The organism is Mesorhizobium sp. M1307 (assembly GCF_040318155.1).
In the GTDB taxonomy this organism is placed as follows: domain Bacteria; phylum Pseudomonadota; class Alphaproteobacteria; order Rhizobiales; family Rhizobiaceae; genus Mesorhizobium.
In genome coordinates, this window is sequence record NZ_JAMYLR010000001.1 from 758563 (window position 1) to 783170 (window position 24608).

At 61.9% G+C, this 24608-nt stretch carries 24 protein-coding genes and 1 tRNA gene; 12 read left to right on the forward strand and 13 right to left on the reverse strand.

The window, feature by feature from the left end:
- Positions 1-44: 44 nt before the first annotated feature.
- The 3 genes from NKH16_RS03980 to NKH16_RS03990 all read right to left on the reverse strand — a co-directional run bounded on the left by NKH16_RS03980 (position 45) and on the right by NKH16_RS03990 (position 3098).
- Positions 45-869 (reverse strand): carbohydrate ABC transporter permease, encoded by an 825-nt coding sequence (locus NKH16_RS03980; RefSeq protein WP_352458566.1) that lies wholly within the window; start codon positions 867-869, stop codon positions 45-47.
- Positions 870-888: 19 nt separating this feature from the next.
- Positions 889-1761 carry a carbohydrate ABC transporter permease gene (locus tag NKH16_RS03985; RefSeq protein ID WP_352745994.1) on the reverse strand — a complete coding sequence of 291 codons (873 nt, stop codon included), beginning with the start codon at positions 1759-1761 and terminating at the stop codon, positions 889-891.
- A gap of 68 nt (positions 1762-1829) precedes the next feature.
- A complete protein-coding gene (locus tag NKH16_RS03990) occupies positions 1830-3098 on the reverse strand; it encodes an ABC transporter substrate-binding protein (RefSeq protein WP_352745955.1) in 1269 nt (422 codons plus the stop codon).
- A 391-nt stretch (positions 3099-3489) separates the two neighbouring features.
- On the opposite strand from NKH16_RS03990, the gene NKH16_RS03995 reads away from it, so the two are divergent.
- Together NKH16_RS03995 and rnd are read left to right on the forward strand one after the other, a co-directional pair.
- The gene (locus NKH16_RS03995) at positions 3490-4737 is read left to right on the forward strand and encodes an MFS transporter (protein ID WP_023674455.1); all 1248 of its coding nucleotides are present in this window, start codon (positions 3490-3492) and stop codon (positions 4735-4737) included.
- A gap of 73 nt (positions 4738-4810) precedes the next feature.
- Complete coding sequence (rnd, locus tag NKH16_RS04000; protein WP_023674454.1) at positions 4811-5962, forward strand: ribonuclease D; 1152 nt, start codon at positions 4811-4813, stop codon at positions 5960-5962.
- A gap of 11 nt (positions 5963-5973) precedes the next feature.
- Here the strand turns inward: rnd and NKH16_RS04005 are convergent, their stop codons facing one another.
- Genes NKH16_RS04005 through guaB form a run of 3 tightly spaced genes read right to left on the reverse strand, consistent with a single transcriptional unit; the run spans position 5974 to position 8495 of the window.
- Positions 5974-6393: an MAPEG family protein gene (locus NKH16_RS04005; protein WP_352745958.1), complete on the reverse strand. Its 420-nt coding sequence runs from the start codon at positions 6391-6393 to the stop codon at positions 5974-5976.
- Positions 6394-6421: 28 nt separating this feature from the next.
- Positions 6422-6961, reverse strand: coding sequence for a hypothetical protein (locus NKH16_RS04010; protein WP_352745995.1), 540 nt, complete (start codon positions 6959-6961; stop codon positions 6422-6424).
- A 31-nt stretch (positions 6962-6992) separates the two neighbouring features.
- Positions 6993-8495 (reverse strand): IMP dehydrogenase, encoded by a 1503-nt coding sequence (gene guaB, locus NKH16_RS04015; RefSeq protein WP_352458563.1) that lies wholly within the window; start codon positions 8493-8495, stop codon positions 6993-6995.
- A 295-nt stretch (positions 8496-8790) separates the two neighbouring features.
- Here guaB and NKH16_RS04020 point away from each other — a divergent pair, with 295 nt between their 5' ends.
- Entirely contained in the window at positions 8791-10212 is a 1422-nt protein-coding gene (locus NKH16_RS04020) for an MFS transporter (RefSeq protein WP_352745960.1), read from the forward strand.
- A gap of 208 nt (positions 10213-10420) precedes the next feature.
- Here the strand turns inward: NKH16_RS04020 and NKH16_RS04025 are convergent, their stop codons facing one another.
- Together NKH16_RS04025 and NKH16_RS04030 are read right to left on the reverse strand one after the other, a co-directional pair.
- Positions 10421-11131 (reverse strand): RlmE family RNA methyltransferase, encoded by a 711-nt coding sequence (locus tag NKH16_RS04025; protein ID WP_352745962.1) that lies wholly within the window; start codon positions 11129-11131, stop codon positions 10421-10423.
- Positions 11128-12531 (reverse strand): Ppx/GppA phosphatase family protein, encoded by a 1404-nt coding sequence (locus NKH16_RS04030; protein ID WP_352745964.1) that lies wholly within the window; start codon positions 12529-12531, stop codon positions 11128-11130. Before NKH16_RS04030 ends, NKH16_RS04025 begins: the two co-directional genes overlap by 4 nt.
- 328 nt (positions 12532-12859) lie before the next feature.
- Here NKH16_RS04030 and NKH16_RS04035 point away from each other — a divergent pair, with 328 nt between their 5' ends.
- Together NKH16_RS04035 and NKH16_RS04040 are read left to right on the forward strand one after the other, a co-directional pair.
- Positions 12860-13792 carry a lysylphosphatidylglycerol synthase domain-containing protein gene (locus NKH16_RS04035; protein WP_352745965.1) on the forward strand — a complete coding sequence of 311 codons (933 nt, stop codon included), beginning with the start codon at positions 12860-12862 and terminating at the stop codon, positions 13790-13792.
- Between the two features lie 119 nt (positions 13793-13911).
- A tRNA-Gln gene (locus NKH16_RS04040) sits at positions 13912-13985 on the forward strand.
- Between the two features lie 388 nt (positions 13986-14373).
- Here NKH16_RS04040 and NKH16_RS04045 read toward each other — a convergent pair.
- The gene (locus NKH16_RS04045; protein WP_352449259.1) at positions 14374-15348 is read right to left on the reverse strand and encodes a hypothetical protein; all 975 of its coding nucleotides are present in this window, start codon (positions 15346-15348) and stop codon (positions 14374-14376) included.
- 768 nt (positions 15349-16116) lie between these two features.
- On the opposite strand from NKH16_RS04045, the gene NKH16_RS04050 reads away from it, so the two are divergent.
- On the forward strand, positions 16117-16539 hold the full coding sequence (locus tag NKH16_RS04050; protein ID WP_023674444.1) for a CBS domain-containing protein: 423 nt from the start codon (positions 16117-16119) through the stop codon (positions 16537-16539).
- Between the two features lie 155 nt (positions 16540-16694).
- On the opposite strand, the gene NKH16_RS04055 is transcribed toward NKH16_RS04050, so the two are convergent.
- Entirely contained in the window at positions 16695-17120 is a 426-nt protein-coding gene (locus NKH16_RS04055; protein ID WP_023674443.1) for a hypothetical protein, read from the reverse strand.
- Positions 17121-17848: 728 nt separating this feature from the next.
- Positions 17849-18280 (reverse strand): YybH family protein, encoded by a 432-nt coding sequence (locus NKH16_RS04060; RefSeq protein ID WP_352745968.1) that lies wholly within the window; start codon positions 18278-18280, stop codon positions 17849-17851.
- Between the two features lie 240 nt (positions 18281-18520).
- Between NKH16_RS04060 and NKH16_RS04065 the strand changes: the two genes are divergently transcribed.
- Genes NKH16_RS04065 through NKH16_RS04075 form a run of 3 tightly spaced genes read left to right on the forward strand, consistent with a single transcriptional unit; the run spans position 18521 to position 21260 of the window.
- A complete protein-coding gene (locus NKH16_RS04065; RefSeq protein ID WP_352745971.1) occupies positions 18521-19168 on the forward strand; it encodes a cysteine hydrolase family protein in 648 nt (215 codons plus the stop codon).
- A complete protein-coding gene (locus tag NKH16_RS04070) occupies positions 19165-20484 on the forward strand; it encodes a type I glutamate--ammonia ligase (protein ID WP_352745973.1) in 1320 nt (439 codons plus the stop codon). The genes NKH16_RS04065 and NKH16_RS04070 overlap by 4 nt, the downstream gene beginning before the upstream one ends.
- The gene (locus NKH16_RS04075) at positions 20484-21260 is read left to right on the forward strand and encodes an N-formylglutamate amidohydrolase (RefSeq protein ID WP_352745975.1); all 777 of its coding nucleotides are present in this window, start codon (positions 20484-20486) and stop codon (positions 21258-21260) included. Before NKH16_RS04070 ends, NKH16_RS04075 begins: the two co-directional genes overlap by 1 nt.
- A gap of 63 nt (positions 21261-21323) precedes the next feature.
- Here NKH16_RS04075 and NKH16_RS04080 read toward each other — a convergent pair whose 3' ends face one another.
- On the reverse strand, positions 21324-21878 hold the full coding sequence (locus tag NKH16_RS04080) for a hypothetical protein (RefSeq protein WP_352821294.1): 555 nt from the start codon (positions 21876-21878) through the stop codon (positions 21324-21326).
- A gap of 6 nt (positions 21879-21884) precedes the next feature.
- Here NKH16_RS04080 and NKH16_RS04085 point away from each other — a divergent pair, with 6 nt between their 5' ends.
- Positions 21885-22082 carry a hypothetical protein gene (locus tag NKH16_RS04085; protein ID WP_352590448.1) on the forward strand — a complete coding sequence of 66 codons (198 nt, stop codon included), beginning with the start codon at positions 21885-21887 and terminating at the stop codon, positions 22080-22082.
- A 66-nt stretch (positions 22083-22148) separates the two neighbouring features.
- Here the strand turns inward: NKH16_RS04085 and NKH16_RS04090 are convergent, their stop codons facing one another.
- Complete coding sequence (locus NKH16_RS04090) at positions 22149-23018, reverse strand: hypothetical protein (protein WP_352898418.1); 870 nt, start codon at positions 23016-23018, stop codon at positions 22149-22151.
- 46 nt (positions 23019-23064) lie between these two features.
- Here NKH16_RS04090 and NKH16_RS04095 point away from each other — a divergent pair, with 46 nt between their 5' ends.
- Both NKH16_RS04095 and NKH16_RS04100 read left to right on the forward strand, forming a co-directional pair.
- On the forward strand, positions 23065-23691 hold the full coding sequence (locus NKH16_RS04095; RefSeq protein ID WP_352898421.1) for a DUF4129 domain-containing protein: 627 nt from the start codon (positions 23065-23067) through the stop codon (positions 23689-23691).
- The coding region (locus NKH16_RS04100) for a DUF4350 domain-containing protein (protein WP_352898424.1) at positions 23688-24608 on the forward strand (921 nt) is incomplete at its 3' end. The genes NKH16_RS04095 and NKH16_RS04100, both read left to right, overlap by 4 nt.

Below are 24608 nucleotides of genomic sequence, written 5' to 3' on the forward strand. Positions count from 1 at the left end.
TCAATCTGAGTTCGCTGCTCTGTGCCGGCAGTTCAACTATGCACTCACCCCTTCACCCCGCCCGCGGTGAGGCCGGAGATGATCTTGCGCTGGAAGATCAGGACAAGGATGACGAGCGGCACGGTGACGATCACCGATGCGGCCATGATGTTGCCCCACGGGATCTCGAACTGCGAGCTGCCGGAGAGCAGCGCGATCGCCACCGGCACGGTTCGCTGCTCGTTGCTGGAAGTAAACGTAAGGGCGAACAGGAACTCGTTCCAAGCACCGATGAAGGCGAGAAGCCCGGTGGTCGCCAGCGCCGGCCACATGAGCGGCAGGAAGACGCGGCTGATGATGATCCAGGGCGTGGCGCCATCGAGGATCGCCGCTTCCTCCAGCTCGATCGGCAGGTCGCGAACGAAGGCGGTGAGCACCCAGACGGTGAACGGCAAGGTGAAGATCATGTAGGACAAGATCAGCGCGAACGGCGAATTGTAGAGGCCGAAGGTGCGGATCAGCTCGAAAAGACCGGCAAGCACCGCCAATTGCGGGAACATCGAAACGGACAGGATAGTGAGGAGCAGAGCCGAGCGGCCGCGGAAGCGGATGCGCGCCAGCGCATAGGCAGCGGTGACGCCCAGGAACAGCGAAATGACGACAACGGCGCTCGAAATGAACAGCGAGTTCACGAGATTGCGCAGGAAGGTCCCCTCGGTGAAAACGGTCTTGTAATTGCTGAAGGTAATCGTCTTCGGCCAATAATCGATCTGGAAGAGCGCCGTCCCGGATTTCAGGCTGGTGATGATGGCGTAGTAGAACGGGAACACCGCGACGACGACGATAACGGCGACGAGGAGGTAGAAAGCCGTGCGCTTGACGATCCACATGGTCAGCAGTCCCACATGATCAATAGTCCTTGTCCAGTCTTATCCGGCCGAGCCAAAGAACGAGCATGGTCAGCAGAGCGAGGATGAGGAAGAGAAGCGTCGAGGCGGCGGAACCGGAAGCGAACTTGTCGAACTCAAACAGGCTCTCGCGGGCAAACACCGACATCGACTTGGTATGTATGTTGTTTGGCGTAAGCACGTAGATCAGATCGAAGATGCGCAGGGCGTCGAGACCGCGAAAGATCATGGCCACCATCAACGCCGGTCGGATGAGCGGCAAGGTGATCTTCCAGAAAATTCTCCACGCGCCGACGCCGTCGAGCTTGGCGACCTCGTAGATTTCTTGCGGAAGCATCTGGAGGCCGGCGAGAATGAGAAGCGCCATGAAGGGGGTCGCCTTCCAGATGTCGACAACAAGGACGGCGACCATCGCCGTGTCGGCGCTGGCCGTCCAGGCGATCTTGGTGCTGATCAGGCCGAGCTTGAGCAGGACGTCGTTGATGATGCCGAACTGGTCGTTGAGCATCCACTGCCACATTTTCGCCGAGACGATCGTCGGGATCGCCCAAGGGATGAGGATCGCGGCGCGCACGATGCCGCGGCCGCGAAACTTGGCGTTGAGCACCAGCGCGACGATCATGCCGAGCACCGTCTCGCAGGTCACCGAAATCACCGCGAAGCGCACCGTGTTCCAGACGGCGCGCCACCAGACCGGATCGGCGAGCAGCCCGTCATAAATGACGCGGCCGCTCGGCATTTGCAGGACGGAGAAATAGTTGGCGAAGCCAACCCAGCGGCGGGCTTCGAGGTCGGCGAGCGAGGCATCGGTGAAGCCGAAATAGATCGTGCGCATCAACGGCCAGCCGGCGACGGCGGCGAGCACGATGAGCATCGGAGCAAGCAGCAGCCATGCCGAGCGCACACGCTGACGCGCCAGCAGCGAGCCTGAGCGCGGCGAGGTCACCAGGCGGTGCCCTTGAGCCTGGTCAAGGAGAACTCCAGATCGGCAAGGTTGTCAGCGGCTGTGCCCTCGCCGGAAATGGTGTTGTGGACGGCGGTCCAGAACTCGCTCGATGCCTCATTGTACCTTGTCTTGGCCTGGGCCGAGGGACGCGGCACCGCGTTGAGGACGACTTCCTTCCAGCGCGGAATCACCGGCTGGGCGCTGGCGATGTCGGCATCGTCATAGAGTGCCTGGATGGTCGGCAGATATGCCCCCTTCAAGGCGCGGTACTTCTGCATCTGAGGCGAGGCGATCCATTTGACCAGCTCGATCGCTGCATCCGGGTTCTTCGAATATTTGGAAACCGCGAGATTCCAGCCGCCAAGCGTTGCTGCCGGGCGCGCGCCCTCACCCGACCCCGGCGGCAGCGTGGTCACCTTGAACTTGCCTTTGATGGGGGAGCTTTCGCTGTTGCCAAGCGCGTAGGCGTAGGGCCAGTTGCGCATGAAGACGGCGTTGCCGGTCTGCCAGACGCCGCGCGACTCTTCTTCCTGGTAGGCCAGAACGCCGGGCGGCGAGATGGTTCCCACCCAGCTCCTCGCCATTTCCAGCGCCGCAGCTGCTTGCGGATTGTTGATGGAGATCGTGCCGTCCGGCTCGATAATCTGGCCGCCGCCGTTCGACTTCACCCATTCGAGTGCATCGCAGGTCAGCCCCTCATAGGCGTTGCCCTGGAAAACGAAACCCCACATGTCCTTGTTGCCGGCCGCGCGCTCCTTGTCCATGACAAGCTTGGCGGTATCGGCAAGTTCAGCCCAGCTGGCCGGGACCCTGGCGCCGTATTTGTCGAGGAGATCCTTGCGGTAGTAGAGCGCCGGAGCGTCGGTGAATATCGGCAAGGCGACGAGCTTGCCGTCGACGGTCTGCGATTTGATGATCGATGGGAAATGGGCGCCAACGACATCCTTGGTCGCTTCGGTCAGGTCGATGAACTGCCTTGCAAGCTGGGGGGCCCAGATGATGTCCGTTTGATAGATGTCGACGTCGCTGCTTCCGGCGGCAAGCCAGAGCCGGTATTGGCCAAACTGGTCCGTCGCCGAGGGAGGCAGCGGAACGACGCTAACCTTGTTGCCGGTCTTCTTCTCGTATTGATCGAGGATCTCGCGAAGGATTCTCTGGCCGTTGCCGGTATCTCCGGACACCATGGCGAGGTCGACAGCCCGCGCCGGCCCGGCCGCCAGAACTGCGGCCACGGCAAATGCCGCAAATGCGGAATGAAATTTCATGATGGCGGACCTCCCTTTGGAGCTTCAGGCCGGGCAGCAGAAACGACGTCGATGCCTGACACCGTCTCCGCACACCGGCAGCTCACAAGACGCGTATTCGCCCACCAGCACTGAACTACAAAGATACGCCTTGGTTCCCAACACGGAGGGTCCGGCGCCACGCGGTAGCGCAAGTTCCCCCTCGGTAATGCACCTAAAGCGTGTCGCATTCGATCGGCCTCATGCGACGCGCTTTAGGTTCTTGTTTTTATGCATGTCGTTATCGCAAAACCGCTGCACACTTTTGCGCGACATGCATTAAGGCCCCCGGCTGGCCCCAACGCCACCGGGAATTGCCGCTGGCATTGGCGAAGGCGATGGTTCAAGAAGGATCAACGACAGGCTTTCCTTCATGTCTTCCATCCGCCCGCTGATCCCCCTCCTGATCGCCGCCGGCATCCTGCTCGGCGGCAACGGCCTGCAGAGCACGTTGATTGCGCTGCGTGGTGCGCAGGAAGGTTTTCCCGCTTCCTCGATCGGCCTGATGGGCACGTTCTATTTCGCCGGCTTCCTGCTCGGCTGCCTTGCCGTGACCCGCATCATGAAGTCCGTCGGCCATGTGCGCGCCTTTTCGGCACTCGCGGCGATCGCCTCGGCGGGAACGCTGCTTCTGGTGCTGGTCATCGATCCGGTGATGTGGTGCGCCGTGCGCTTTGCCGGCGGGTTCTGCTTTGCCGGCCTGTTCACCATCATGGAAGCCTGGCTGAATTCCGGCGTCACCAACACTGACCGGGCGCGGGTGCTTGCCATCTACCGGATGGTCGACATCGGCTCGGTGACGGGCGCCCAGTTCCTGATCCCGATCTTTGGCGCCGGCGGCTTTGCCATCTTCGCCATCATGTCGATGATGATCACCGTTTCGCTGGTGCCGGTTTCGCTCGGCGACCGCTCCAATCCGACGCCACCGGAAGACGTCAAGCTCGATTTGGCGCGCGTCTGGCGGATCTCGCCGCTCGGCTGCTTCGGCTGTATCGCCGTCGGCGTCACAAACAGCGCCTTCCGCACCCTGTCGCCGGTCTATGCCGAGCAGATCGGCATGTCGGTCGCCGACGTCGTCACCTTCGTCAGCGTCGGCATTTTCGGCGGCGCCATCATCCAATACCCGCTTGGCTATCTCTCCGACCGCTGGGACCGGCGCTCGGTGCTGCTGATGACGACGTGCTGTGCGATGGTGGCGGCACTGGCGCTGGCATTCGTGGCAGGCGGCAGCCCGTTTCTCAACTTCCTGCTCGTCTTCATCTTCGGCTGCTTCGCCATGCCGCTCTATTCGTTGTCAGCGGCGCATTCCAACGACCGCGCCGACAAGGGCGAGTTCGTGCTGATCAACGCTGCCTTGATGCTGTTTTATTCCTTCGGCGCCATCGGCGGGCCGTTCGCAGCCTCGACGGTGATGCAATTTTTCGGGCCGAGCGCGCTGTTCGTGTTCAGCGCCACCGTCTATGCGATCTTCGTGGCCGTCATCCTTTACCGGATGCAGGCGCGCTCCGCCGTGCCGGCGACCCATCGCAGCCGTTTTACGGCGCTGTTGCGCACCTCGACGGTTTTTGCCCGGTTGGCGAAGCGGAATGCCGATCCCGATGAACCCGCAAAGCCTGGATAGAGGTGCTTGCGCTTGACGAAAGCGCGCGCGGCTGAAATTGAAAGAGACCCTATCCCTTGCCAAAAGCGATTTGATGCACGTCATCACCACCCAGAAAGAACTCGAGACCGCTATTGCCGCTTTCGAAAAGGCGGAATTCGTCACCGTCGATACCGAATTCATTCGCGAAACGACCTTCTGGCCGATCCTGTGCCTGATCCAGATGGCAGCGCCCGGGGTGACCGCGCTGATCGATCCGCTGTCGCCCGACATCGACCTGAAACCGTTCTTCAGGCTGATGGCCAACGAGGCGATCGTCAAAGTCTTCCATGCGGCGCGCCAGGACATCGAAATCATCGTGCATCTCGGCGATCTGGTGCCGCATCCGGTGTTCGACACCCAGGTCGCGGCAATGGTCTGCGGCTTCGGCGACAGCGTCTCCTACGACCAGCTGGTGCAGCGCATCACCGGAGCGCGGCTCGACAAGTCCTCGCGCTTCACCGACTGGCGCCACCGTCCGCTGTCCGAAAAGCAGCTCGACTACGCGCTCGCCGACGTCACCCACCTGATCGAGGTCTACAAGCATCTCAGCGCCGAGCTGGTGCGGGAAAACCGCGCCCACTGGCTGAACGAGGAGATGGACGTGCTGACCTCGCGCGAGACCTACGATCCGCATCCCGAGGATGCCTGGAAGCGGCTCAAGATGCGGCTGCGCAAGCCGCAGGAACTGGCGATCGTGCAGGCGGTGGCCGCCTGGCGCGAACGCGAAGCGCGCGAGCGCGACGTGCCGCGCGGCCGGGTGCTCAAGGACGATGCGATCTACGAAGTGGCGCAGCAGGCGCCGCGCGACGCTGCGGCGCTGAGCAAGCTGCGTACCACGCCGAAGGGCTGGGAGCGCTCGTCGACGGCGACGGCACTGCTTGGCGCGGTAAACGCTGCCCTTGCCCTGCCCAGGGAAGAGATGCCGAAGCTGCCGAAGAGCTTCCAGCCGCCGGAGGGGTCGAGCGCTGCGGCGGAGTTGCTGAAGGTGCTGCTGCGGATCGTTGCCGAAAAGGAGGGCGTCGCATCCAAGGTACTCGCCTCCAGTGACGACATCGACCGCATCGCTGCCGAGGGCGAGGAAGCCGACGTGCCGGCATTGCAAGGCTGGCGGCGCGCCGTCTTCGGCGAGGCCGCGCTCAAGCTGGTGCGCGGTGAACTCGCCATCAGGTTCGACAAGCGCAAGATCGCTGTGTTCGATTTGTAGCCTTGATCTGCTCAGACCAAGCCGAGCAGATGCAGCGCCACCCATATCCAGCCAAGTGCGAGAACTACCGCGCCCAGGTAGAATGCCCTGCTGCGCAGGATTAGCCGATTGCTGGTCAAGTGGACCGATGCGTGAAAATAGCGGGAGACGACAAAGATCCACATCAGTGCCAAGGTCAGGTAATTGACGCCATTGGTCACGTGCAGCGTCAAGCATAAGACGTAGAAAAGCACCGGCAGTTCGAACTGGTTGCTCAGATTGTCGGCGACGGTGACGCTGGAACCAGGCTCCGTCGAGCGCGTCTTGAACTGACCGGTCTTGGCTTCGCCCGATCTGACCGCACCATAGCGGCGCCGGCCCATTACGATATAGACGATATAGACCAGCAGCACCTGCGCCAGCATCGGCCAGAAGATCGCGGTCTGGTTCAAGACGCCCCCTGTCGTTGTCACCCAGCCTTCAAGGCCGTTTCTGAGCCATCAGAGTGAAAGCCGCAATGACAGTCACTGGTATCGCCAGTAGGGCGAATTTGGTGACGATCAGCGCCGAGGCGAAGGATAGTGAATCCGGATTGGCCGACAGAAAATCGGACAAAAGACGAGCCACGGCGATATTCTGGGCATAGTCAGTAAGCAGGTAGGGCAGCACCAGCACAACCGCGAATATCGACTGGGTTTGCGCAGGCAGTGCACGGAAATTCTTCAGCCGCCGGCCCGTGGCCAGAATCAGGCTGACCATCGTCAGCGATAGCAGCGCCGGAAAAAGCAGGTCGAAGGTCAGGTAATGCCAGACGAGAATAATTTCGCTGCCGCGCCGGCCGAGGGCTGTTAGCCAGGCCATGCCCTCATCCGGGGTGAAACCGGCATAGCGCATGTCGAGCGACGGCAGACCGCCGCTCAATTGGCGAAAATAGAGGAACTCCATCGCAGTCATGATGATGAAAACCGCCACGGTGGCGACACAGAGTGCGGCCGCGTGGCGCGACAGCCGCAGGATCATTGCCGCCAGATTGCGCCAAAGCGCATGACGGTCAGGCTCCGCCAGGATAATTCGGGCTTTCGCGGGTAATCGTGACGTCATGGGCGTGGCTTTCACGAAGTCCGGCATTGGATATCCGCACAAAAGTGGCGCGCTCGCGGAAATCGGCAAGGTCGCGGCCACCGACATAACCCATAGCGGCTTTCAGGCCGCCTGCAAGCTGGTGCAGCACGCCAGACACAGGTCCTTTGTACGGCACCTGCCCTTCGATGCCTTCCGGGACCAGTTTCAGCGTGTCGCGCACCTCGGCCTGGAAATAACGATCGGCGGAGCCGCGCGCCATCGCGCCGACCGAGCCCATGCCGCGATAGGCTTTGAAGGAGCGGCCCTGGTGCAGATAGACCTCGCCCGGGCTCTCGTCCGTGCCGGCCAGCAGCGAGCCGATCATCGCCGCGCTGGCGCCGGCGGCCAGTGCCTTGGCGAGATCGCCCGAATATTTGATGCCGCCATCGGCAATGACCGAAACGCCGGATTTCTGCGCCGTCTCGACCGCCGACATGATCGCCGAGAGCTGCGGCACGCCGACGCCGGCGACGATACGGGTGGTGCAGATGGAGCCTGGTCCGATGCCGACCTTGACCGCGTCGGCGCCGGCATCGATCAGCGCCAAGGTGCCTTCCGCGGTGGCGACGTTGCCGGCCAGGATGCGAACCGAGTTGGACAGTTTCTTGGCCCGCGTCACCGCATCCAGAACGCGCTGCGAATGACCGTGCGCGGTGTCGATCACGAGAAGGTCGACGCCGGCGTCGATGAGGCGCTCGGCCCGTTCGAAACCGTCATCGCCGACGCTGGTGGCGGCGGCGGCGCGCAACCGCCCCTGCGCATCCTTGGTGGCGTGCGGGTTGAGCTGCGACTTCTCGATGTCCTTGACCGTGATCAGCCCGACGCAATTGCCGTCCCGATCGACCACAACAAGCTTCTCGATGCGGTGCTGGTGGAGCAGCCGCTTGGCCTCGTCCTGATCGACGTTCTCCTTGACCGTGATCAGGTTCTCGCGGGTCATCAGCTCATAGACCTTTTGCGCCGGATCGGACGCGAAGCGGACGTCGCGGTTAGTCAGGATGCCGACGAGCCGGCCGACCGTGTGGCCGCCGGTGCCGCCGTTCTCGACCACCGGAATGCCCGAAATGCTGTAGGTGCGCATCAGACCCAGCGCATCGGCAAGCGTCGCCTCGGGACCGATGGTGACCGGGTTGACCACCATGCCGGACTCGAACTTCTTCACCTGCCGCACCTGCTCGGCCTGTTCGGCCGGCGAGAAATTGCGGTGGATGACGCCTATGCCGCCGGCCTGGGCCATGGCGATGGCGAGTCGCGCCTCGGTGACCGTGTCCATGGCGGCCGACAGGATCGGCACGTTGAGGTCGATGTCACCTGCGATGCGGGTGCGGATGTCGGTCTCGCCGGGCATGACCTCGGAATGACCCGGCTGCAGCAGCACGTCGTCAAAGGTCAGCGCCAATGCGCCGGTGGACGTCTCGATGATTTTTGCCATGGCCAGCCCTCGGAATGCAGGAAAGGCGCTCGCCCTGGATGGACAGCGCCGACTCGTCTTCTTCCCTTTCAGGATTGGCGCTGGCTCGTAACACGTCCGATCGCCGTTGAAAAGCCGATGGTTGTGTAGTGGCGAAGCTGTATTTTGCCCCAGGGGCCGCGGCACTTGCGGTCGCACAAACGTGACAGCAAATTAATGCGACATCCGGGTCAAGCCATGATAACCGCCCTACCTGTCGGTTTGGCCCCCAGGGCCGGCAAGCAATCGCGACGCACATTTCAAGGCCGGATCCATCGTGAACCGCACCATTCCGCTTATCCTGGCGGTCGCTCTATTCATGGAAAACATGGATTCGACCGTCATTGCGACATCGTTGCCGGCGATCGCCATCGACATCCACACCAGCCCGATCGCGCTCAAGCTGGCGCTGACCGCCTATCTGGTATCGCTGGCGATCTTCATTCCGATAAGCGGCTGGATGGCCGACCGCTTCGGCGCCAAGAATGTCTTCCGCGCCGCGATCGCCGTGTTCATCGTCGGTTCGGTCGCGTGCGCCATTTCCAATTCGCTGCCGGCTTTCGTGGTGTCACGTTTCCTGCAAGGCATTGGCGGCGCCATGATGACGCCGGTCGGACGCCTGGTGCTGGTACGCGCGACGCCGAAAAGCGAGCTCGTTGCCGCCATGTCGTGGCTGACTGTCCCGGCTCTGGTCGGCCCCTTGGTCGGCCCGCCGGTTGGCGGCTTCATCACGACCTATTTTTCCTGGCACTGGATTTTTCTGATCAATGTGCCGATCGGGCTGATCGGCATCTGGCTGGCCACGCGTTTCCTGCCGAAGACCGACGCCACGCAGACGCCGCCGCTCGATCTCATCGGTTTCGTGCTGAGCGGGCTGGCGGCATCGGGCATTGTGTTCGGCCTATCGGTGGTCAGCCTGCCGGCTCTGCCGCCAGTTGCCGGCTTTATCACCGTTGCCGTCGGGCTGGCATCGGCGGTGCTTTACCTGCTGCACGCGCGCCGCGCCAAGAATCCGCTGCTGGCGCTCGAGCTGTTTCGCAATCGGGTGTTCCGCTCGTCGGTGCTCGGCGGCGGACTGTTCCGCATCGGCATTGGTGCCGTACCTTTCCTTTTGCCGCTGATGTTCCAGATCGGTTTCGGGCTGACGCCATTCCAGTCCGGCATGATCACCTTCGTCTCGGCAATCGGCGCCATAGGCATGAAATTCGTCACCGCGCTGATCTTCAGGGTCGCTGGCTTCCGCCGGGTGCTGATTTCAGGCTCGCTCATCGCTGCCGCGTCAATCGCCATCAACGGCCTGTTCACACCCGACACGCCCTATGGGCTGATCCTCGCCATGCTGCTCGCCGGGGGCTTCATCCGGTCGATGTTCTTCACCGGCATCAATGCGCTTGCCTACGCCGAGATTTCGGCCGCCGACACCAGCAAGGCCACGCCGATCACGGCGGTGTTCCAGCAGTTGGCGATCGCACTCGGCGTGGCGCTGGCCGGCGGCATCCTGGAAGTGTCGACCAAGATCCATGGCGGCCCGCTAACGCTGAGCGACTTCCACACCGCCTTCTTCATCGTGGCGGCGGTGTCGGCGGCAGCCTCGCTGTCGTTCATGCGGCTAGCGCCGGACGCCGGCAATGCCGTGTCTGGACATGGCCGGCTGACACCGCCGAAGACGCTGGAGCCGGTGAGCCCGCCGGGGAGTTGAGGAGTGGCGCCCTCCAGCGCCGACGGGACGGCACCCCCCTCTGGCCTGCCGGCCATCTCCCCCTCAAGGAGGGAGATTGGCAGTTTCGGCACTGCACTCACTCTTCACGGTCGAAGGTTTGCGAAGGCCGCGATGACATCCGATTTCCCCCCTGAGGGGGAGATGTCCGGCAGGACAGAGGGGGCGAAGGATCGCTACAGAGCGACTTTTACGCTGTGCCGTTTCCGCCCTTAAAATCCTTTGCCAGCAAATACAGCTCCACCGATTCGTCGCGCGAGGCCGGCGGCTTGACGTGATGGACCGAGCGGAAATTCCGTTTCAGCCTGGCCAGCAATTCGTTTTCGGCGCCGCCCTGAAACGTCTTGGCGAGGAAATGTCCGCCAGGCTTCAATACCGACAGCGCGAAATCGGCCGCCACCTCGCAAAGATGCATGGTGCGGATGTGGTCGGTCCGTTTGTGGCCGGTGGTCGGTGCGGCCATGTCGGAGAGCACGATGTCGGGCTGGCCGCCCAGCGTCTCGGCCAGCTTTTCGGGTGCCTGCGGATCGAGGAAATCCATCAGCAGCACCGGCGCGCCCGGCACGGCGTCCATCTCGAGATAGTCGATGCCGACGACGTTAGGGTGTTCCGCGGTCGACTTGGTACGCGCGGCGGCGACCTGGCACCAGCCGCCGGGCGCCGCACCAAGGTCGATCACCTTCATGCCTGGCTTGAGCAGATGGTGCTTGTCGTCGATCTCGATCAGCTTGTAGGCGGCGCGCGAACGATAGCCGTCGGCCTTCGAGCGCTGGACATAGGGATCGTTGATGTGGCGCTGCAACCAGCGGCGCGACGATTCCTTCAAGCCGCTTTTCTTCTTGATCTTCGTCTTCAGCACGCGAAGGCCGGCGGAGCTCGGTCTTTCCGGTTTCTTGGTCATTGCCGGCCTCGCCGCCAGACGCCGTCATCGGCCATCAATTCGCTCAATATGCCCTCGCGCAGGCCGCGGTCGGCGACACGCAGCCGCTCCGACGGCCAGACGGCGCGGATCGCCTCCAATATGGCGCAGCCGGCCAGAACCAGGTCGGCGCGGTCGGCGCCGATGCAAGGGTTGGCGACGCGTTGCTGGAAATCCCAGCCGACCAGTTTTTCGACCATGCGGTCGACGCTGTCGCGATCCATCCACAGCCCGTCGACGCGGCGGCGGTCATAGCGTTCGAGATCGAGATGGACGCCGGCCAGCGTCGTCACCGTGCCCGAGGTGCCGAGCAAATGGAATTTCGGGCTGGACAGGAGGTGGCTCAGCCGGTCGCGCCCGTCGAAGGCGCGCAGCCGCACTGCGACATCGTCGACCATGGCGCCAAAGATCTCGCGCGTCACCGTGCGGCCGCCAAAACGCTCGGCCAGCGAAACGACGCCGACCGGCAGCGAGGTCCACGAGACGATGTGGTTGGCGAGCCTTGGCGAGCGGTGGCCGGTGAGGTCGATCAGCGCGATTTCGGACGAGCCGCCGCCGATGTCGAACAGCACGACGCCTTGCGTGTCGCGCTCGACCAGCGAGCCGCAGCCCGACACCGCCAGCCGCGCCTCGGTCTGGCGGTCGATGATCTCGAGCCGCAGGCCGGCCTCGCGCTCGACGCGCTCGAGGAACTCGACGCCGTTGGCGGCGGTCCGGCAGGCCTCGGTGGCGATCAGCCTTGCCTTCCTGACCTTGCGGTTGCGCAATTTGTCACCGCAGATCTTCAGCGCCTCGATCGCGCGGTCCATTGCGGCGTCGCCGAGCCGGCCATTGGCGGTAAGGCCCTCGCCCAGCCTGACGATGCGCGAGAAGGCATCGATAACGCGGAACTGGCCATGGCGCGTCGGCACCGCGACCAGCAGGCGGCAATTGTTGGTGCCGAGATCGAGCGCGGCAAACACCGGCAATTCCTGCAGCGGCGGCGATGTGCGGGCACCTTGCTCCGGCCTTGGCGAGGCTGGAGGCAATTGCGCGAGCGAAGACGGGGAAGCGATCGAAGCCGCTGGCTGGGGTAGGCGCGCGGCCGGGGCCTCGTTGGCGACGGGCACCGAAGTGCCTGATATCACCGGACGAGCCTCGTCGCGTGCGAAAACCTTGCGCCCGCGCCGGCGCTTGCGCCGTTTCTTGGGTTTGCCGTTCTGATGCGGGCCGTTCTGACCCTTGTAATCGTGGGACGTGTCGCCAGCCTGTCCATTGCCGGACCAGGGTTGCACCTGACGGCCGTAGCGTCCGGTGGATGGGCTTGCCTGGCCGGACGGCGTCGGCGAACCCCTGGACACGCCCACTTCCGGCGCGCCAGCGCCGGCTTCGTGGTCTTCCACTGTCGTTCCTTCCGGCGCCGCGCGAACCGGAGACCGGACGCAGCAGGCGCTTTTACATGTTCAAGTTGCCGCCAGACTATCAGCGCACGGCCGGATCACCAAGAGCGCTCGCGGCGAATTTTGCCGGCGGCGTGAAGGCGGCGACGTCGGTGAGCCCTTGTCCCCTTGGGAGAAGGGAAGGCGCGAGCGCCACAACGCGCCTTCCCGGTTGAATAGCCGGCTTCAATGAGGCATTTCTGAAATGGAGGGTAAATCATTCGGCAACGCGGGCGGTTTGCCTGCTGCGAACCGGAAAACGGTACGGGCTGCAACGCATGATCGTCATGCCATGAACTGGAGGCGCTATTTCTGGCCCGTGATCGGCTTCGCCGCGGTGGTGTTCTCGCTGTGGCTGCTGCTGCACGAATTGCGCGGCATCTCGCTTGACGACGTCTGGGCCGGCATAATCGCCATTCCGGCGCGCGGCTGGGTGCTGGCGGCGCTGAGTTCGGTCATCGCCTATGCCTCGCTCGCCGGATACGACCACATCGCGTTGCTGCACATCGGCAAGAAAGTATCGTGGCTGTTCGTCACCTTCTGCTCGTTCACCACCTACGCGCTGTCGCACAATATCGGCGGCTCGGTGTTTTCCGGTGCGGTGATCCGCTACCGCGCCTACGGCACCAGGGGCCTGACCGGGCAGGATGTCGGCATTCTGGTGGCGATCTGTTGGATCACCTTCGTGCTGTCGACGCTGTTCGTCTCAAGCATCGTCCTGCTGCTCGAGCCCGAGGTGATCGACCGGTTTTCCGGCATACCGCATCACCGACTGGCGCAAGCAGGTGGGTTCGCCATGCTGCTCGTGGTGGCGGCCTACATATTCGGCAGTTGGCTGCATCTGAGACCACTCAGGATCGGCAGCTTTCAGCTGCATTATCCGGCGCTGCCGATCGTGGCGCGGCAACTGCTGGTCGGCCCGATCGAGCTGCTGGCGGCGGCGGCGATCATCTTCTTCGCCCTGCCCGTATCAGGCAATCCCGGCTATTTCGTCGTGCTCGGCGTGTTCCTGGTGTCGTTCTCGATCGCGCAGATCTCGCATGCGCCGGGCGGGCTGGGCGTCTTCGAGGTGGTGTTCCTTGCGGGCTTGTCGCATATGGACCAGGTCGGCGTGCTGGCGGCGCTGCTGGTGTTCCGGCTGTTCTACCTGATCATCCCGCTGCTGATCGCGCTCGGCGTGGTGCTGTTCTTCGAGCACTCGCAATATAGCCGCAGCGAGAGTTGAAGCGCCGGAAGCCGACGATTGAACCCAGACACAGGGTTGACTATTTTCCGGCGGCGGCTACAAGGCACGCGCGGCGACATCGCCGCCCTGCCCGCGCGGTTTTCAACAACCGCGCCTGCTGGGGAATAGGTTAACGGTAGACCCACGGACTCTGACTCCGTTAGTCCTGGTTCGAATCCAGGTTCCCCAGCCAACAAGGCAAATCAGAGACTTATGGCGATCGGGATTTTTCGTTTCCTGCAATTTCGTGCCGCGACACGCCACACTGTTAGCCGCTATCCAATTTGAACGACGGCAGGCGGCTGGTCCGCATCCGCTGCGGCTACTGCAAGAGCTCTACAATTATTTCCCCGATGATCTGATCCAGATTTTTGGCGATGTGGACATCGACTCGCTGGCTTACCGAATGAAAATGCGAAGACGGCAAGGATCACGGCAGGCTGGAAGTGGAGCCATTTTCCGCGACCAAGCGCGAGGCTGTCGGCCTTCGTATCCGCCGGCTGGGAATCAATCGTATTCCGGTATGGAGTGACGGATCGTAGGCAGGCTCTTGTGGCAAGACGGGGCCGCCCCGATCGTATTCAAGCTCCTTCTGGCATCTTGTAAGGCTTGATGTATCCTCGACGTTCTAAATCGGCCCGGTCCTCGATTTTGGCCCCGTAAAGCTGTTGTCGAAGGTCCGATGCCTGATCCGGCCATAGTTGTTCTGCAATTTGCATCTTGTGGAGCACCGAATAATCTCGGTATGGAGAAGGAAACCTGGTTAGCAATAGAAACATTGCGCCAAAAATACCGCAAATAAAGACATAGACAACGATTATCTTACTGTAAACTCCAAGAGATGACGCAATCCATATTTCCTTCATCAGAAGCATACTTATTGCGTACACGCATGCTATTATTACAATCAACAACATCAAATAAAAATATACGAAATATTTGGAAGCAGCCGAATGAAACCCTGTAAAAACCAGATGTGGTATATTCGATGGAAAGTATTTCCCGATGGCAGTCTCTGGAATCAAAGCTGACTGCATAACATTGAGTATACCCCGAGGAAAAATCCGCTTGAGAAGGTGGGCTATAGCCCCGTCGACGATTGCTATGTTGGCCTGGAGGGTGGCCGCGTATATTCCGAGCGTGCTTGATATAGCGAGAAGAGATTCCGCAACACCTGGAGAGCTTTTAATAGAAATTCCATAGACGCTAACATCGGTTCCTAGGTGAAAGTAGTTCGCAACCAAAAAGGTAAAAAGTGATATATTTAAAATGGTGAATTTCCCACTTGACGACTTAAGATGATCCCTTCTGGCAACAAGCAAATCCAGCAACGATCGATCCAGCTTGCCGACATCATCATCGTCTACAAGTTCGAGGTCGTGGTCAATGATCTGGGCAGGACTCAGCCAGCGTCGCGGGAACATCGCATTGTAGCGCTTGCGTTCCCGAAGCCAAAAACCGAGGCGAGCAAAAGGAAAGCTGCACCAGAACCGAATTCGGTTCCAGGTTCGCGTCAGGACGGCTCGCCCTTTCGCTGCGCTGCTCGATAGGTTCACGGTGTCCCCCCGGGCCTTCTGGTCAGGATGCAGCGCCGGCGTCACCCCCGCAAGGGCGGCCTCGCGATTCCCACGGTTTATATCAATTCCTGCTTCGGCAGTGAATTACGGTGACAGTGCACTTTTTGCCATGCCGCCGCCTCAGCAGCATGGTGCACCTTGCCCGCGTTCCCGGTCTGCCGCACCCCCAGCGCCGTACGGGCGAGCCAAAGTGTTTTCACGTCCGAAGAATATATGTTCCGCAAGAACTGCTCATCGAGTATTGCCGCGTCGCCGATGTTGCGGTTTTTCGATGCACCCGTGGGCCGAGAGCATCGCCGGACAAATCGGCAAAGCCGCGAAACCCGGAAACGAGCCAGGCGGCGAAAAGAAAATAGTGCACCGGAATTACGGTGACGGTGCACTTTTTACCATGTTCGCCCCGCCGCATGGTGCACCTTGCCCGCGTTCCCGGTCTGCCGCAGCACCGTACAGGCGAGCCAAAGTGTTTTCACGTCCGAAGACTATGCGTTCCACAAGGACCGCTCATCGAATATTGCCGCATCGCCGATGTTGCGGTTATCGATGCTGGGGGATACGGCAGACCGGGAACGCGGGCAAGGTGCACCATGCGGCGGGAGCGACATGGGTAAAAAGTGCACTGTCACCGTAATTCCGCATGACAACCACCGCAAAATGCGGGTCTGGATGATGACCTCTGGCAGCCAAACCCCGTCCGCGTTAGAATGGGACAGGGGACATTCACCAACCCAGCAAGGGAGGTCCGCCATGAAAGTCAAAGACGCAATGCATAAGGGTGTCGACTGGGTCAGCCCCGAAACCGCTGTCACCGAACTGGCGAAAATGATGCGAGCCCAGGATATCGGGTCGATTCCCATTGGAGAGAACGACCGACTGATCGGAATGGTGACCGACCGTGATATTGTCTGCAACGGACTGGCAGAAGATGGTTTCGACGGCCGCATCGCAACGGCGCGCGATGTTATGACGGCCGGCATTCACTGCTGCCGCGAAGACGACGATCTGGCCAAGGCCGTACGGCACATGGAAGAACTGAAAATCCGCAGGTTGCCGGTGATCAACAAGAATATGCGGATGGTCGGCATCCTTAGCGTCGGCGACGTCAGTCAGTCGGCACCGAGGGAACTGGTGTCCGAATACGTCAAGAGCGTTTCCGCCCACCACCACTGAAGGGCGGCTCGCCCGTGCGCTAAGGCCTCAGTCTGCCGCCGCGCTGGCCACAGCGCGCCGGCAGAAATGTCCGGTCATCGAGGCCGTGGCGCACCGGAAAAGCCCGCCGGCCGAAGCCGGCTGGAGCGTCTGCAGTCGCCAGAGTGTGGGTAACTTTATGCAGCCTTCAGGTTAATCACCCGCATCACTGCGACCGCTGTTCCGTTGTTCGTAGCAGCCTCCTTCGTGCTACCCTTGCCGCAGCTCCATACGTCACCCTCCTTGGCCGTGAACTGCATGTCTCCGGCCGTGACCTGCAGCTCGCCTTCAGTGACCGTGCAGACCATATCGTCGGCCATGACATCCCCGAGCGGGCTAGTTGCCTTTGGCTGGTAGACGACGTCTTCCATGGCAATTTTCTTGTACCCCTTGATATGGGAGTCTCGTGTTCCCAGTTCGACGAGCCGAACGCCGGGAAAAATCTCTTTGCCATCAGTCGGACCGTAGGTCTTGGCCGCTACCGGAATGGGCTTTGCGACCAATAGCGGGGCCGCCAACGAGGTGGCACCAAGGGCGAGAGCATTACGTCGATTCATCTTCATACCATCCTCCCTGAGTTAGTTTGCCCGACCGGGCGAACCTGATATTTTACGCGCCCGTTCAGCCAAATAGTCAAAACACAATTGGTCAAGCCAACGCCTGGCCTGCGCGCGTTCTGGCGTGCCGCTGTCCTACACCGCCGAAGTGCTTCGCGCGTCTTGGCGGCTCGCTGCGGCTGGCTGCGCATGGCCTGCCTGCCACACCTCTTGACTGTCCGAGCGGGTTAGATACTTTTTGCTGCGTGCCTTGAGAAAAGCGGTGCCGGGCACCTTGGTCAGCCGCGTGATAACCGACGAATGGGTGAGCCCTCACGTCGAGGAGAAAGAAGAAACAGCACCAGCTCTTGCTGGCCGCGCTGCCTAAAGCGAAACCGAAAATGACCTAGATTGTTGATGCGACGCGGGAAATTGGCCGCTAAGGATGAATTACGGTGACAGTGCACTTTTACCATGTCGCCTCCGCCGCATGGTGCACCTAGCCCGCGTTCCCGGTCTGCCGCATCCCCAGCACCGTACGGGCGAGCCAAAGTGTTTTCACGTCCGAAGACTATATGTTCCTGCTGATCGAGTATTGCCGCGTCGCCGATGTCGCGGTTTTTCAATGCGCCCGTGGGCCGAGAGTATCGGCGAGCAAATCGGCAAAGCCGTGAGAACCCGGAAAACGAGGCAGGCGGCGAAAAGAAAAATGGTGCACTGTCACCGTAATTCCTAAAACCTCTCCGGCAACCCTTCTACTCCCCGACAATGGACGTCGACGGGCGTGCCGAGGTTATCGGATCGGCATGACGAAGGACGATCCTCCACGCGCCTTCCTCGCGCCGGAATATGGTGGTGACTCGAAGCGCAATCGGCACCAGTTTGTTGCCACCACCGACCTTGGACTGGAACCGCTCGACCTCGATGATGTATCCCAAGTCGGCTGTCGCATACTCCGAGATGCGCTCAAAGCCGATGGCCTTGCCGTGCCGGTAATTGGTGGCGGCCCGTTCCATCGTCTCAGCGGCCTTTCTCCATCCCTTCGCCGGCGGGCCAAAGGGATTGGCAATAATGACGTCGTCCTGTCGCGAGTAGAGGTTTTTCAGGGGCTCAGGATCGCCCTTTACGAAGGCATCCAGAGCCAGATGATCCTGCTCGATAAATTTCGTCAGGTCGGAGGCTAACATCTTAACATCGCCCCATGACTAAAAAGAGAACTCTATCAAGCACTTCATCCGCCCTTCACTTCGCCGTAGGCGTTCGGCTCAATCGATCATGACAGAGACCCCCGTCTCCACGCCCGAAAACAAAGCTTACCTTAAATTAGCGACTTCGAATACTCCCAGTAAGTGTGTTCGCGACGCAGACGCGTGGACCAAAATCAGCTAAATCAGCCAGACGTGATCAGCGAAGCAGGACCCCCAAGCATGACGCCATCACTGCCAAAACGAAACGAGCCGTTCCGGGCTGGCGAAACCGCGCTGCTGCTGGTCGACATGCAGCGCGTCTGGCTGGAGCCCGGGGCCGATCCGGCGCATCCGGAGCGCGGTCCCGATCACTATTTCTACCGGCAGACGGCGTCGCAAACGATCCCCAACCAGGAGCGCCTTCTGGCGGCGGCGCGGGCCAACGGCGTCGAGGTGATCCATACCATCATCCAGAGCCTGACCGAAGACGGCCGCGACCGCTCGCTCGACCACAAGCTGACGCCGATCCATATCGCGCCGAGCCAGCCGGAGGGACTGCCGGTGCCGTCGCTGGCGCCGGTCGGCGACGAGATCATGCTGCCGAAGACGTCGTCGGGCGTCTTCAACTCCACCAACATCGATTATGTCCTGAAAAACCTCGGCGTGCGTTACCTGGTCGTCGCCGGCATCATGACCGACCAGTGCGTCGACATGGCGGTACGCGATGCCGCCGATCGCGGCTACCTCGTCACCTGTGTATCCGACGCCTGCGCCGCCGCCTCGCAAGAGCGTCATGACGGCGCGCTAAAAGCCTTCGGTGGCTATTGCTGGGTCGCTGATACCGCCACCGTTACGGGCCGTTTCGAAGCCTTGGGAAAAGCTGCATGACATCGACCGTCGAACCGCTGGTTGCCGTCGTCACCACCGACCTTTCGGCGATCACGCGCGGCCGCTCCGTCGTCGAAAGCAAGCTGCAGAAGATCGCGGCGACCGGGGTCGGCTGGCTGCAGGCCAATCTGTCGCTGACGCCGTTCAACTCGATCGTCGACCCCAATCCGTGGGGCTCGTCGGGCGATGTGCGGCTCATTCCCGATCTCAACGGGCGGTTTCGCACGGCGCTGACCGGATCGGCGACGCCTTTCGACATGGTCGCCGGCAACATCGTCGAACTCGACGGCAGCCCGTGGGTCGGCTGTACGCGGACCATGCTCAAGGATGCGCTGGCGGAGTTGAAGGCAGCGGCCGGGCTTTCCGTCATCGCCGCCTTCGAGCATGAATTCCATATCGAGGGCGACTTTGGGCCGGCTCATTCGATGTCGTTGGCAGCACTGCGCCGCGCCGACCCGTTTGCCGCCAATCTGATGGCGGCGCTGGCGGAAGCCGGCGTCGCGCCGGAAGTGGTGATCGCCGAATTCGGCACCGACCAGTTCGAGGTGACGTGCGAGCCGGCCGATGCGCTTGCCGCGGCCGATCGCGCCGTCGCCATCCGCGAGATCACGCGCGAAGTCGCGCGATGTGCCGGCTGGCGGGCGAGCTTCGCGCCCAAGATCGCGCCGGATGCCGTCGGCAACGGCGTCCACATCCATTTCAGTTTCGTCGACGAGGCCGGCAAGCCGGCGACCTATGACCCGGCCCAGCCTGGCGGCCTTTCCAGCCGTGCCGCTTCGTTCTGCGCCGGCGTGCTGCGCCACCTGCCCGCGATCACCGCCATGACGGCGGCGAGTGTGTCGTCCTACTACCGGCTGAGGCCGCATAGCTGGAGCTCGTCCTACACCTGGCTTGCCGATCGCGACCGCGAGGCGAGCCTGCGCATCTGCCCGACGGTGACCATCGGCGGGCGCGATCCGGCGCGGCAGTACAACATCGAATACCGGGCAGCCGACGCCACCGGCAATCCCTATTTGTCGCTGGCGGCGATCGTGCGCGCCGGGCTGGAGGGGCTGAAGGCCAAGCTGCCGGCGCCGCCGCTTGTCTCGGGCGACCCGACGCTGATGAGCGTTGCCGAGCGCAAGAAGCTTGGCCTCGTGCGGCTGCCGGAAACGCTGCCTGCGGCACTCGACGCACTCGTTGCCGACAAGACCGTCACCGCATGGTTCGCGCCGGTGTTCGTCGAGACCTTTGTCGGCCTCAAGCGGCATGAGACCGAGCGCCTCGCCGGTCTCGACCCAGTGGCTGTCTGCGATCTCTACCGGACGCTGTATTGATGGCTGAGCCGCTTGCCAGCGCCATCCTACCGGAAGGTTGGCTTCCAGCGGTCGACGCAATCAACGAAACGGGGCGTTCCGATATCGTTCTGATATGCGAGCATGCGTCCAATCACATCCCGGCCGAATATGCATGCCTCGGTCTCGGCAGCAGCCATTTGCAGCGCCATATCGCCTGGGATATCGGCGCCGCCGAAGTGACCCGCGCTCTGTCGAAGCTGCTCGATGCTCCGGCTTTCCTCAGCTCCTATTCGCGGCTTTTGATCGATCTCAACCGGCCGCTTGGTTCCGGCGGCAGCATTCCGGTGCAATCGGAGGACACGGACATCCCCGGCAATGTCGGCCTCGATCCGGAGGAACGAAGCCGGCGTGCCGAAGTCATGTTCGCGCCGTTTCATGACCGCGTGGCCGCCCATCTCGACCACCGGGCGAAGCAGAGCAGACCGACGCGGATCGCGACGATCCACTCCTTCACGCCGGTCTTCCTCGGCATTGCGCGGCCCTGGCACGCCGGCGTGCTTTACGATCGGGCAGTCGATTTCGGCCAGGCAGTGCTTGCCGGCCTGCGCGCCGACAGCGGGCTCAACGCCGCGGCAAACGAGCCCTACGTGATCAGCCGCGACGGCGACTATGCCATACCCGTCCACGGCGACGATCGCGGCATTCCCGCGGTCCTCATCGAGATCAGGCAGGACCTGCTCGCGAGCCGCTCCGGCATCGAGGAATGGGCGAAGCGGCTGGCGGCGGCATTGCCGGTGCAGACACAGGCTTTGTGAACAAGCTCGGCTCAGTAGCGCAACGCGAGAGCCGAGCCGTCGGTGAAAAGCCTCCACCCGTCCTCAGGAGAAGATTTCCGCCAAGTCTTCGACGCTGGTGCCTTCCTTGACTTGCCGCAATTCGACATAGCTGACCGCTGCGGCGATCGACAATACGACTTGCTCGGCTGCGCCCCGCAAGGCGTCCAGGAAGAACCCGAGCGTAATGCCTAAGGAAGATAGGACGCGGTCCGACGCAAAATTGATTGCGACCGAAGCCACGAATAGGGGAAACCAGAGACCGAGCAGACGCCAGCGGCTCCCCTTGGAAAGGTCGCGGCTACGGCCCAAACTCGCGAATACTCCCAAACGTTCCTGTATCAGAACCGGTATCGCTACAACCCAGAGAACCAACCACAACAATCCCGGAACGATGAGCAGCACGAGGCCGACTGTGAAGCCGATGTTGACAATCAGCGAAATGCCGATTGCCGGCAGCAGGAGCGCCAAGGCTGTCCCCATACGATCTCGCATCGACGGCCGCTTGCCGCTCAAATCCTCGATTGCAGCGCGCGTCAGCACCGCCTCCAGGAAAGCCATAAGGACCACATAGCCGATCGCGCCAACGACCGTGAGCACGAGCCGTTGAACCGAGAATTCCGCAACGCCATGCTCGATATTCGTAACGGATTTCCAGAACCAGAGCGCAAACACGAATCTGGGCAAGGTGTAGAAAATCAGGGCAAGCCCGAGGCAGAGCGCGAGATTGCGGCCGATGACCGCAAAGCTGGCGCCGAAAACCCTGCCGATACGAAATGTGTTGGGCTGGTCCAGCGTTATTGACGCCACGATATTACCTATCCAGTCCAGACCGATCCTGACGCGATGAAGGCAGCAAATCCCTTGCCGCTACGAGAAGATTTCCGCCAAGTCTTCGACGCTGGTGCCTTCCTTGACTTGCCGCAGCTCGACATAGCTGACTGCCGGGGCGATCGACGTCACAATGGATACGATCGCTGTCACCAGGGCGCCAAGAAATATGCCGGTGGTTAGGCCAAAGACCATGATCGCACGGCTGAGCACGGCCTGGATCAGCACCACAGCTATGAACAGGACAATCCAGAATCCGAACAGAGCCCAGCGGCTTCCTTTGGTAAGTTCCCGGCTGCGCTTCATGCTGCCGAAGACCCCCAGTCTTTCCTGAACCAAAACAGGCACAGCGACAGACCAACGAAGCCACAATATGATGCCGGGAACGAGCAGAAGCATCGCGCCGGCGGCGGCGCCGAGGCTCACCAGCACCGCGATGCCTATCACCGGCAGCAGGAGAGAGAGTGCCGTCTTGAGGCAATCGCCAATCAATGGTCGCTTGCCGTTCAGATCCTCGATCGCGGCACGCACCAGCGCCGCCTGCAGGATTGCCGACAGTGTCATGGAAACCAACACGCCAACGATCGTGGCAGTGATTCGTTGGACTGAGAACTCCGGAACGCCAGCCTCGACGTTGGTCGCCCATTTCCAAATCCAAAGCTGGTAAAGAAGCGTAGGCAAGCCTGAGAACAGCATGGCCAATCCGAGGCAAAGCACCGGATTGCGGCTGATGACAGCGAAGCTGTCGTTGAAAACCCTGCCGATGCGAAATTTGTTCGGCCGTTCCAGTGTCACTGATGTCACGATACGTCCCCCTGCCTCGCCGCCGCATGTGGCTGGCGGCCCCGCTGGTAAATCTGCCAAGATTGGCGGTCGCCGTCCAGCCCACTTGCAATTGTTCCGCTGCATTGTCAGTGTCGGCTGGGAACCACAGGTTGCAGGGGAGCGGGTGGCGGTGGCACAGCCAGGCACAGCGGAAGCCGAACGGCTGACCAATCTGCACAAGCAGCTGATCGCCGATGAGTCGATCCAGTTCGACCTGCCGGCCTATGTGTCGCCGAAGCCGCCCGAGTGGCTGAAACCGCTGCAGGATTTTTTGTCGTGGCTCGGTCCCTACATGATCTATCTGTTCTGGGGGGCGGTGATATCGGGCATCGCAATCATCCTGCTTCTGGTCTTCCTTGAGGTGAAAGGCATCGCCTGGCGGCTGCCGTGGCAGCGCGCTCGACCCGAAGTCGAAGTCGAAGAAGCCTGGCGCCCCGACGCCGACGCCGCGCAGATCCTGCTGTCGCAAGCGGATGCGCTGGCCGCACGCGGCGACTACGACGAGGCGGTTCACCTTTTGCTTCGGCGCAGCGTCGCCGATATTGCCGGCCGGCTACCGGACTTCCTGCGCCCGTCGCTCACCGCGCGCGACATCGCCAATGCCCCTTCCCTGCCGGGAAGGGCACGCCATGCGTTTACCGAGATCGCCCGCATTGTCGAGGCGGCGCTGTTCGCGCGCCGGCCGGTCGGCGCGGAAGGCTGGCGGCAGGCGCGCGGCGCCTATGAACGTTTCGCCTTCCGGGATGCCTGGACGTGAGTGCACCGGCGGTCGAGGCACAGGAGCCGTTCAATCGAAAGACACTGTTTTGGGGGATTTTCGCCAGCCTCCTTGCGGCAGCCGGTTTCTTCCTGCTGTCCACCTATGCTCCCGATTTCCGGCAACCCGGCAATGGCGGCGCCACGCCGCTGTCGAAAAGCGGCGTCGGCTACGCTGGCCTGGCGGAATGGCTGCGGCTCACCGGCGAAGCGCCCTTGATGGCGCGGACCGAAGACGATCTTGCCAGAGATATACTGCTGATCGTCACCATCTCGCCTGACAGCGATCCGGAGGCGCTCGACCACATCCTCAATCTTCGCCAGGACCGGAACACGCTCTTCGTGCTGCCCAAATGGCAGATCCTGCCGCTGCAGGGGCATGAAGGCTGGAACATGAAATTCGGGCGATTGCCCGGTTCGGTGGTGAACGAATGGCTTGGCCGCATCGCCGATGCGAAGATCGGTGCCGGCCAGAGCACGGCAAAGCAACTCGACATCGAAGGCAACATGGTTGCCGCACCCGAAGAATTGCAGTGGGTGGCCGACAAGTACCCTCTCATCGCAGCCGGCAATGACAAGGCTGTGCTTACCGAACTAGACGACAAGCCGTTCTATATCCTGACTGACCCCGACCTGATCAACAACGCCGCCCTCAAGGATCCCGCAAAGGCAGCAGCCGCGCTCGGGCTGATTGCCTTGCTCCAGCCCGACGACGGACCGGTGATGTTCGATCTGACGCTGCACGGCGCGGGGCGGAAGTATGATCTGGCCAAGCTTCTGGTCGAGCCGCCATTCCTGGCGCTGACACTGACGATCCTGATCGCTGCGGCGCTGGCGTTCCTGCATGGCCTTGGCCGGTTCGGCCCGCCGCGTATCGACCAGCGCGCTATTGCCTTCGGCAAGCGGGCGCTGGTCGAT

Bases quoted from the DNA above. Each gene is read 5' to 3' on its own strand.
- NKH16_RS04055 (WP_023674443.1), bottom strand. From the start codon at position 17,120: ATGAAGATGAATCGACGTAATGCTCTCGCCCTTGGTGCCACCTCGTTG.
- guaB (WP_352458563.1), bottom strand. From the start codon at position 8,495: ATGGCAAAAATCATCGAGACGTCCACCGGCGCATTGGCGCTGACCTTT.
- NKH16_RS03990 (WP_352745955.1), bottom strand. From the start codon at position 3,098: ATGAAATTTCATTCCGCATTTGCGGCATTTGCCGTGGCCGCAGTTCTG.
- NKH16_RS04060 (WP_352745968.1), bottom strand. From the start codon at position 18,280: ATGTTAGCCTCCGACCTGACGAAATTTATCGAGCAGGATCATCTGGCT.
- NKH16_RS04025 (WP_352745962.1), bottom strand. From the start codon at position 11,131: ATGACCAAGAAACCGGAAAGACCGAGCTCCGCCGGCCTTCGCGTGCTG.
- NKH16_RS03995 (WP_023674455.1), top strand. From the start codon at position 3,490: ATGTCTTCCATCCGCCCGCTGATCCCCCTCCTGATCGCCGCCGGCATC.
- NKH16_RS04065 (WP_352745971.1), top strand. From the start codon at position 18,521: ATGACGCCATCACTGCCAAAACGAAACGAGCCGTTCCGGGCTGGCGAA.
- NKH16_RS04010 (WP_352745995.1), bottom strand. From the start codon at position 6,961: ATGATCCTGCGGCTGTCGCGCCACGCGGCCGCACTCTGTGTCGCCACC.
- NKH16_RS03980 (WP_352458566.1), bottom strand. From the start codon at position 869: ATGTGGATCGTCAAGCGCACGGCTTTCTACCTCCTCGTCGCCGTTATC.
- NKH16_RS04050 (WP_023674444.1), top strand. From the start codon at position 16,117: ATGAAAGTCAAAGACGCAATGCATAAGGGTGTCGACTGGGTCAGCCCC.
- NKH16_RS04070 (WP_352745973.1), top strand. From the start codon at position 19,165: ATGACATCGACCGTCGAACCGCTGGTTGCCGTCGTCACCACCGACCTT.
- NKH16_RS03985 (WP_352745994.1), bottom strand. From the start codon at position 1,761: ATGCTCATCGTGCTCGCCGCCGTCGCCGGCTGGCCGTTGATGCGCACG.
- rnd (WP_023674454.1), top strand. From the start codon at position 4,811: ATGCACGTCATCACCACCCAGAAAGAACTCGAGACCGCTATTGCCGCT.
- NKH16_RS04090 (WP_352898418.1), bottom strand. From the start codon at position 23,018: ATGCAGCGGAACAATTGCAAGTGGGCTGGACGGCGACCGCCAATCTTG.
- NKH16_RS04075 (WP_352745975.1), top strand. From the start codon at position 20,484: ATGGCTGAGCCGCTTGCCAGCGCCATCCTACCGGAAGGTTGGCTTCCA.
- NKH16_RS04035 (WP_352745965.1), top strand. From the start codon at position 12,860: ATGAACTGGAGGCGCTATTTCTGGCCCGTGATCGGCTTCGCCGCGGTG.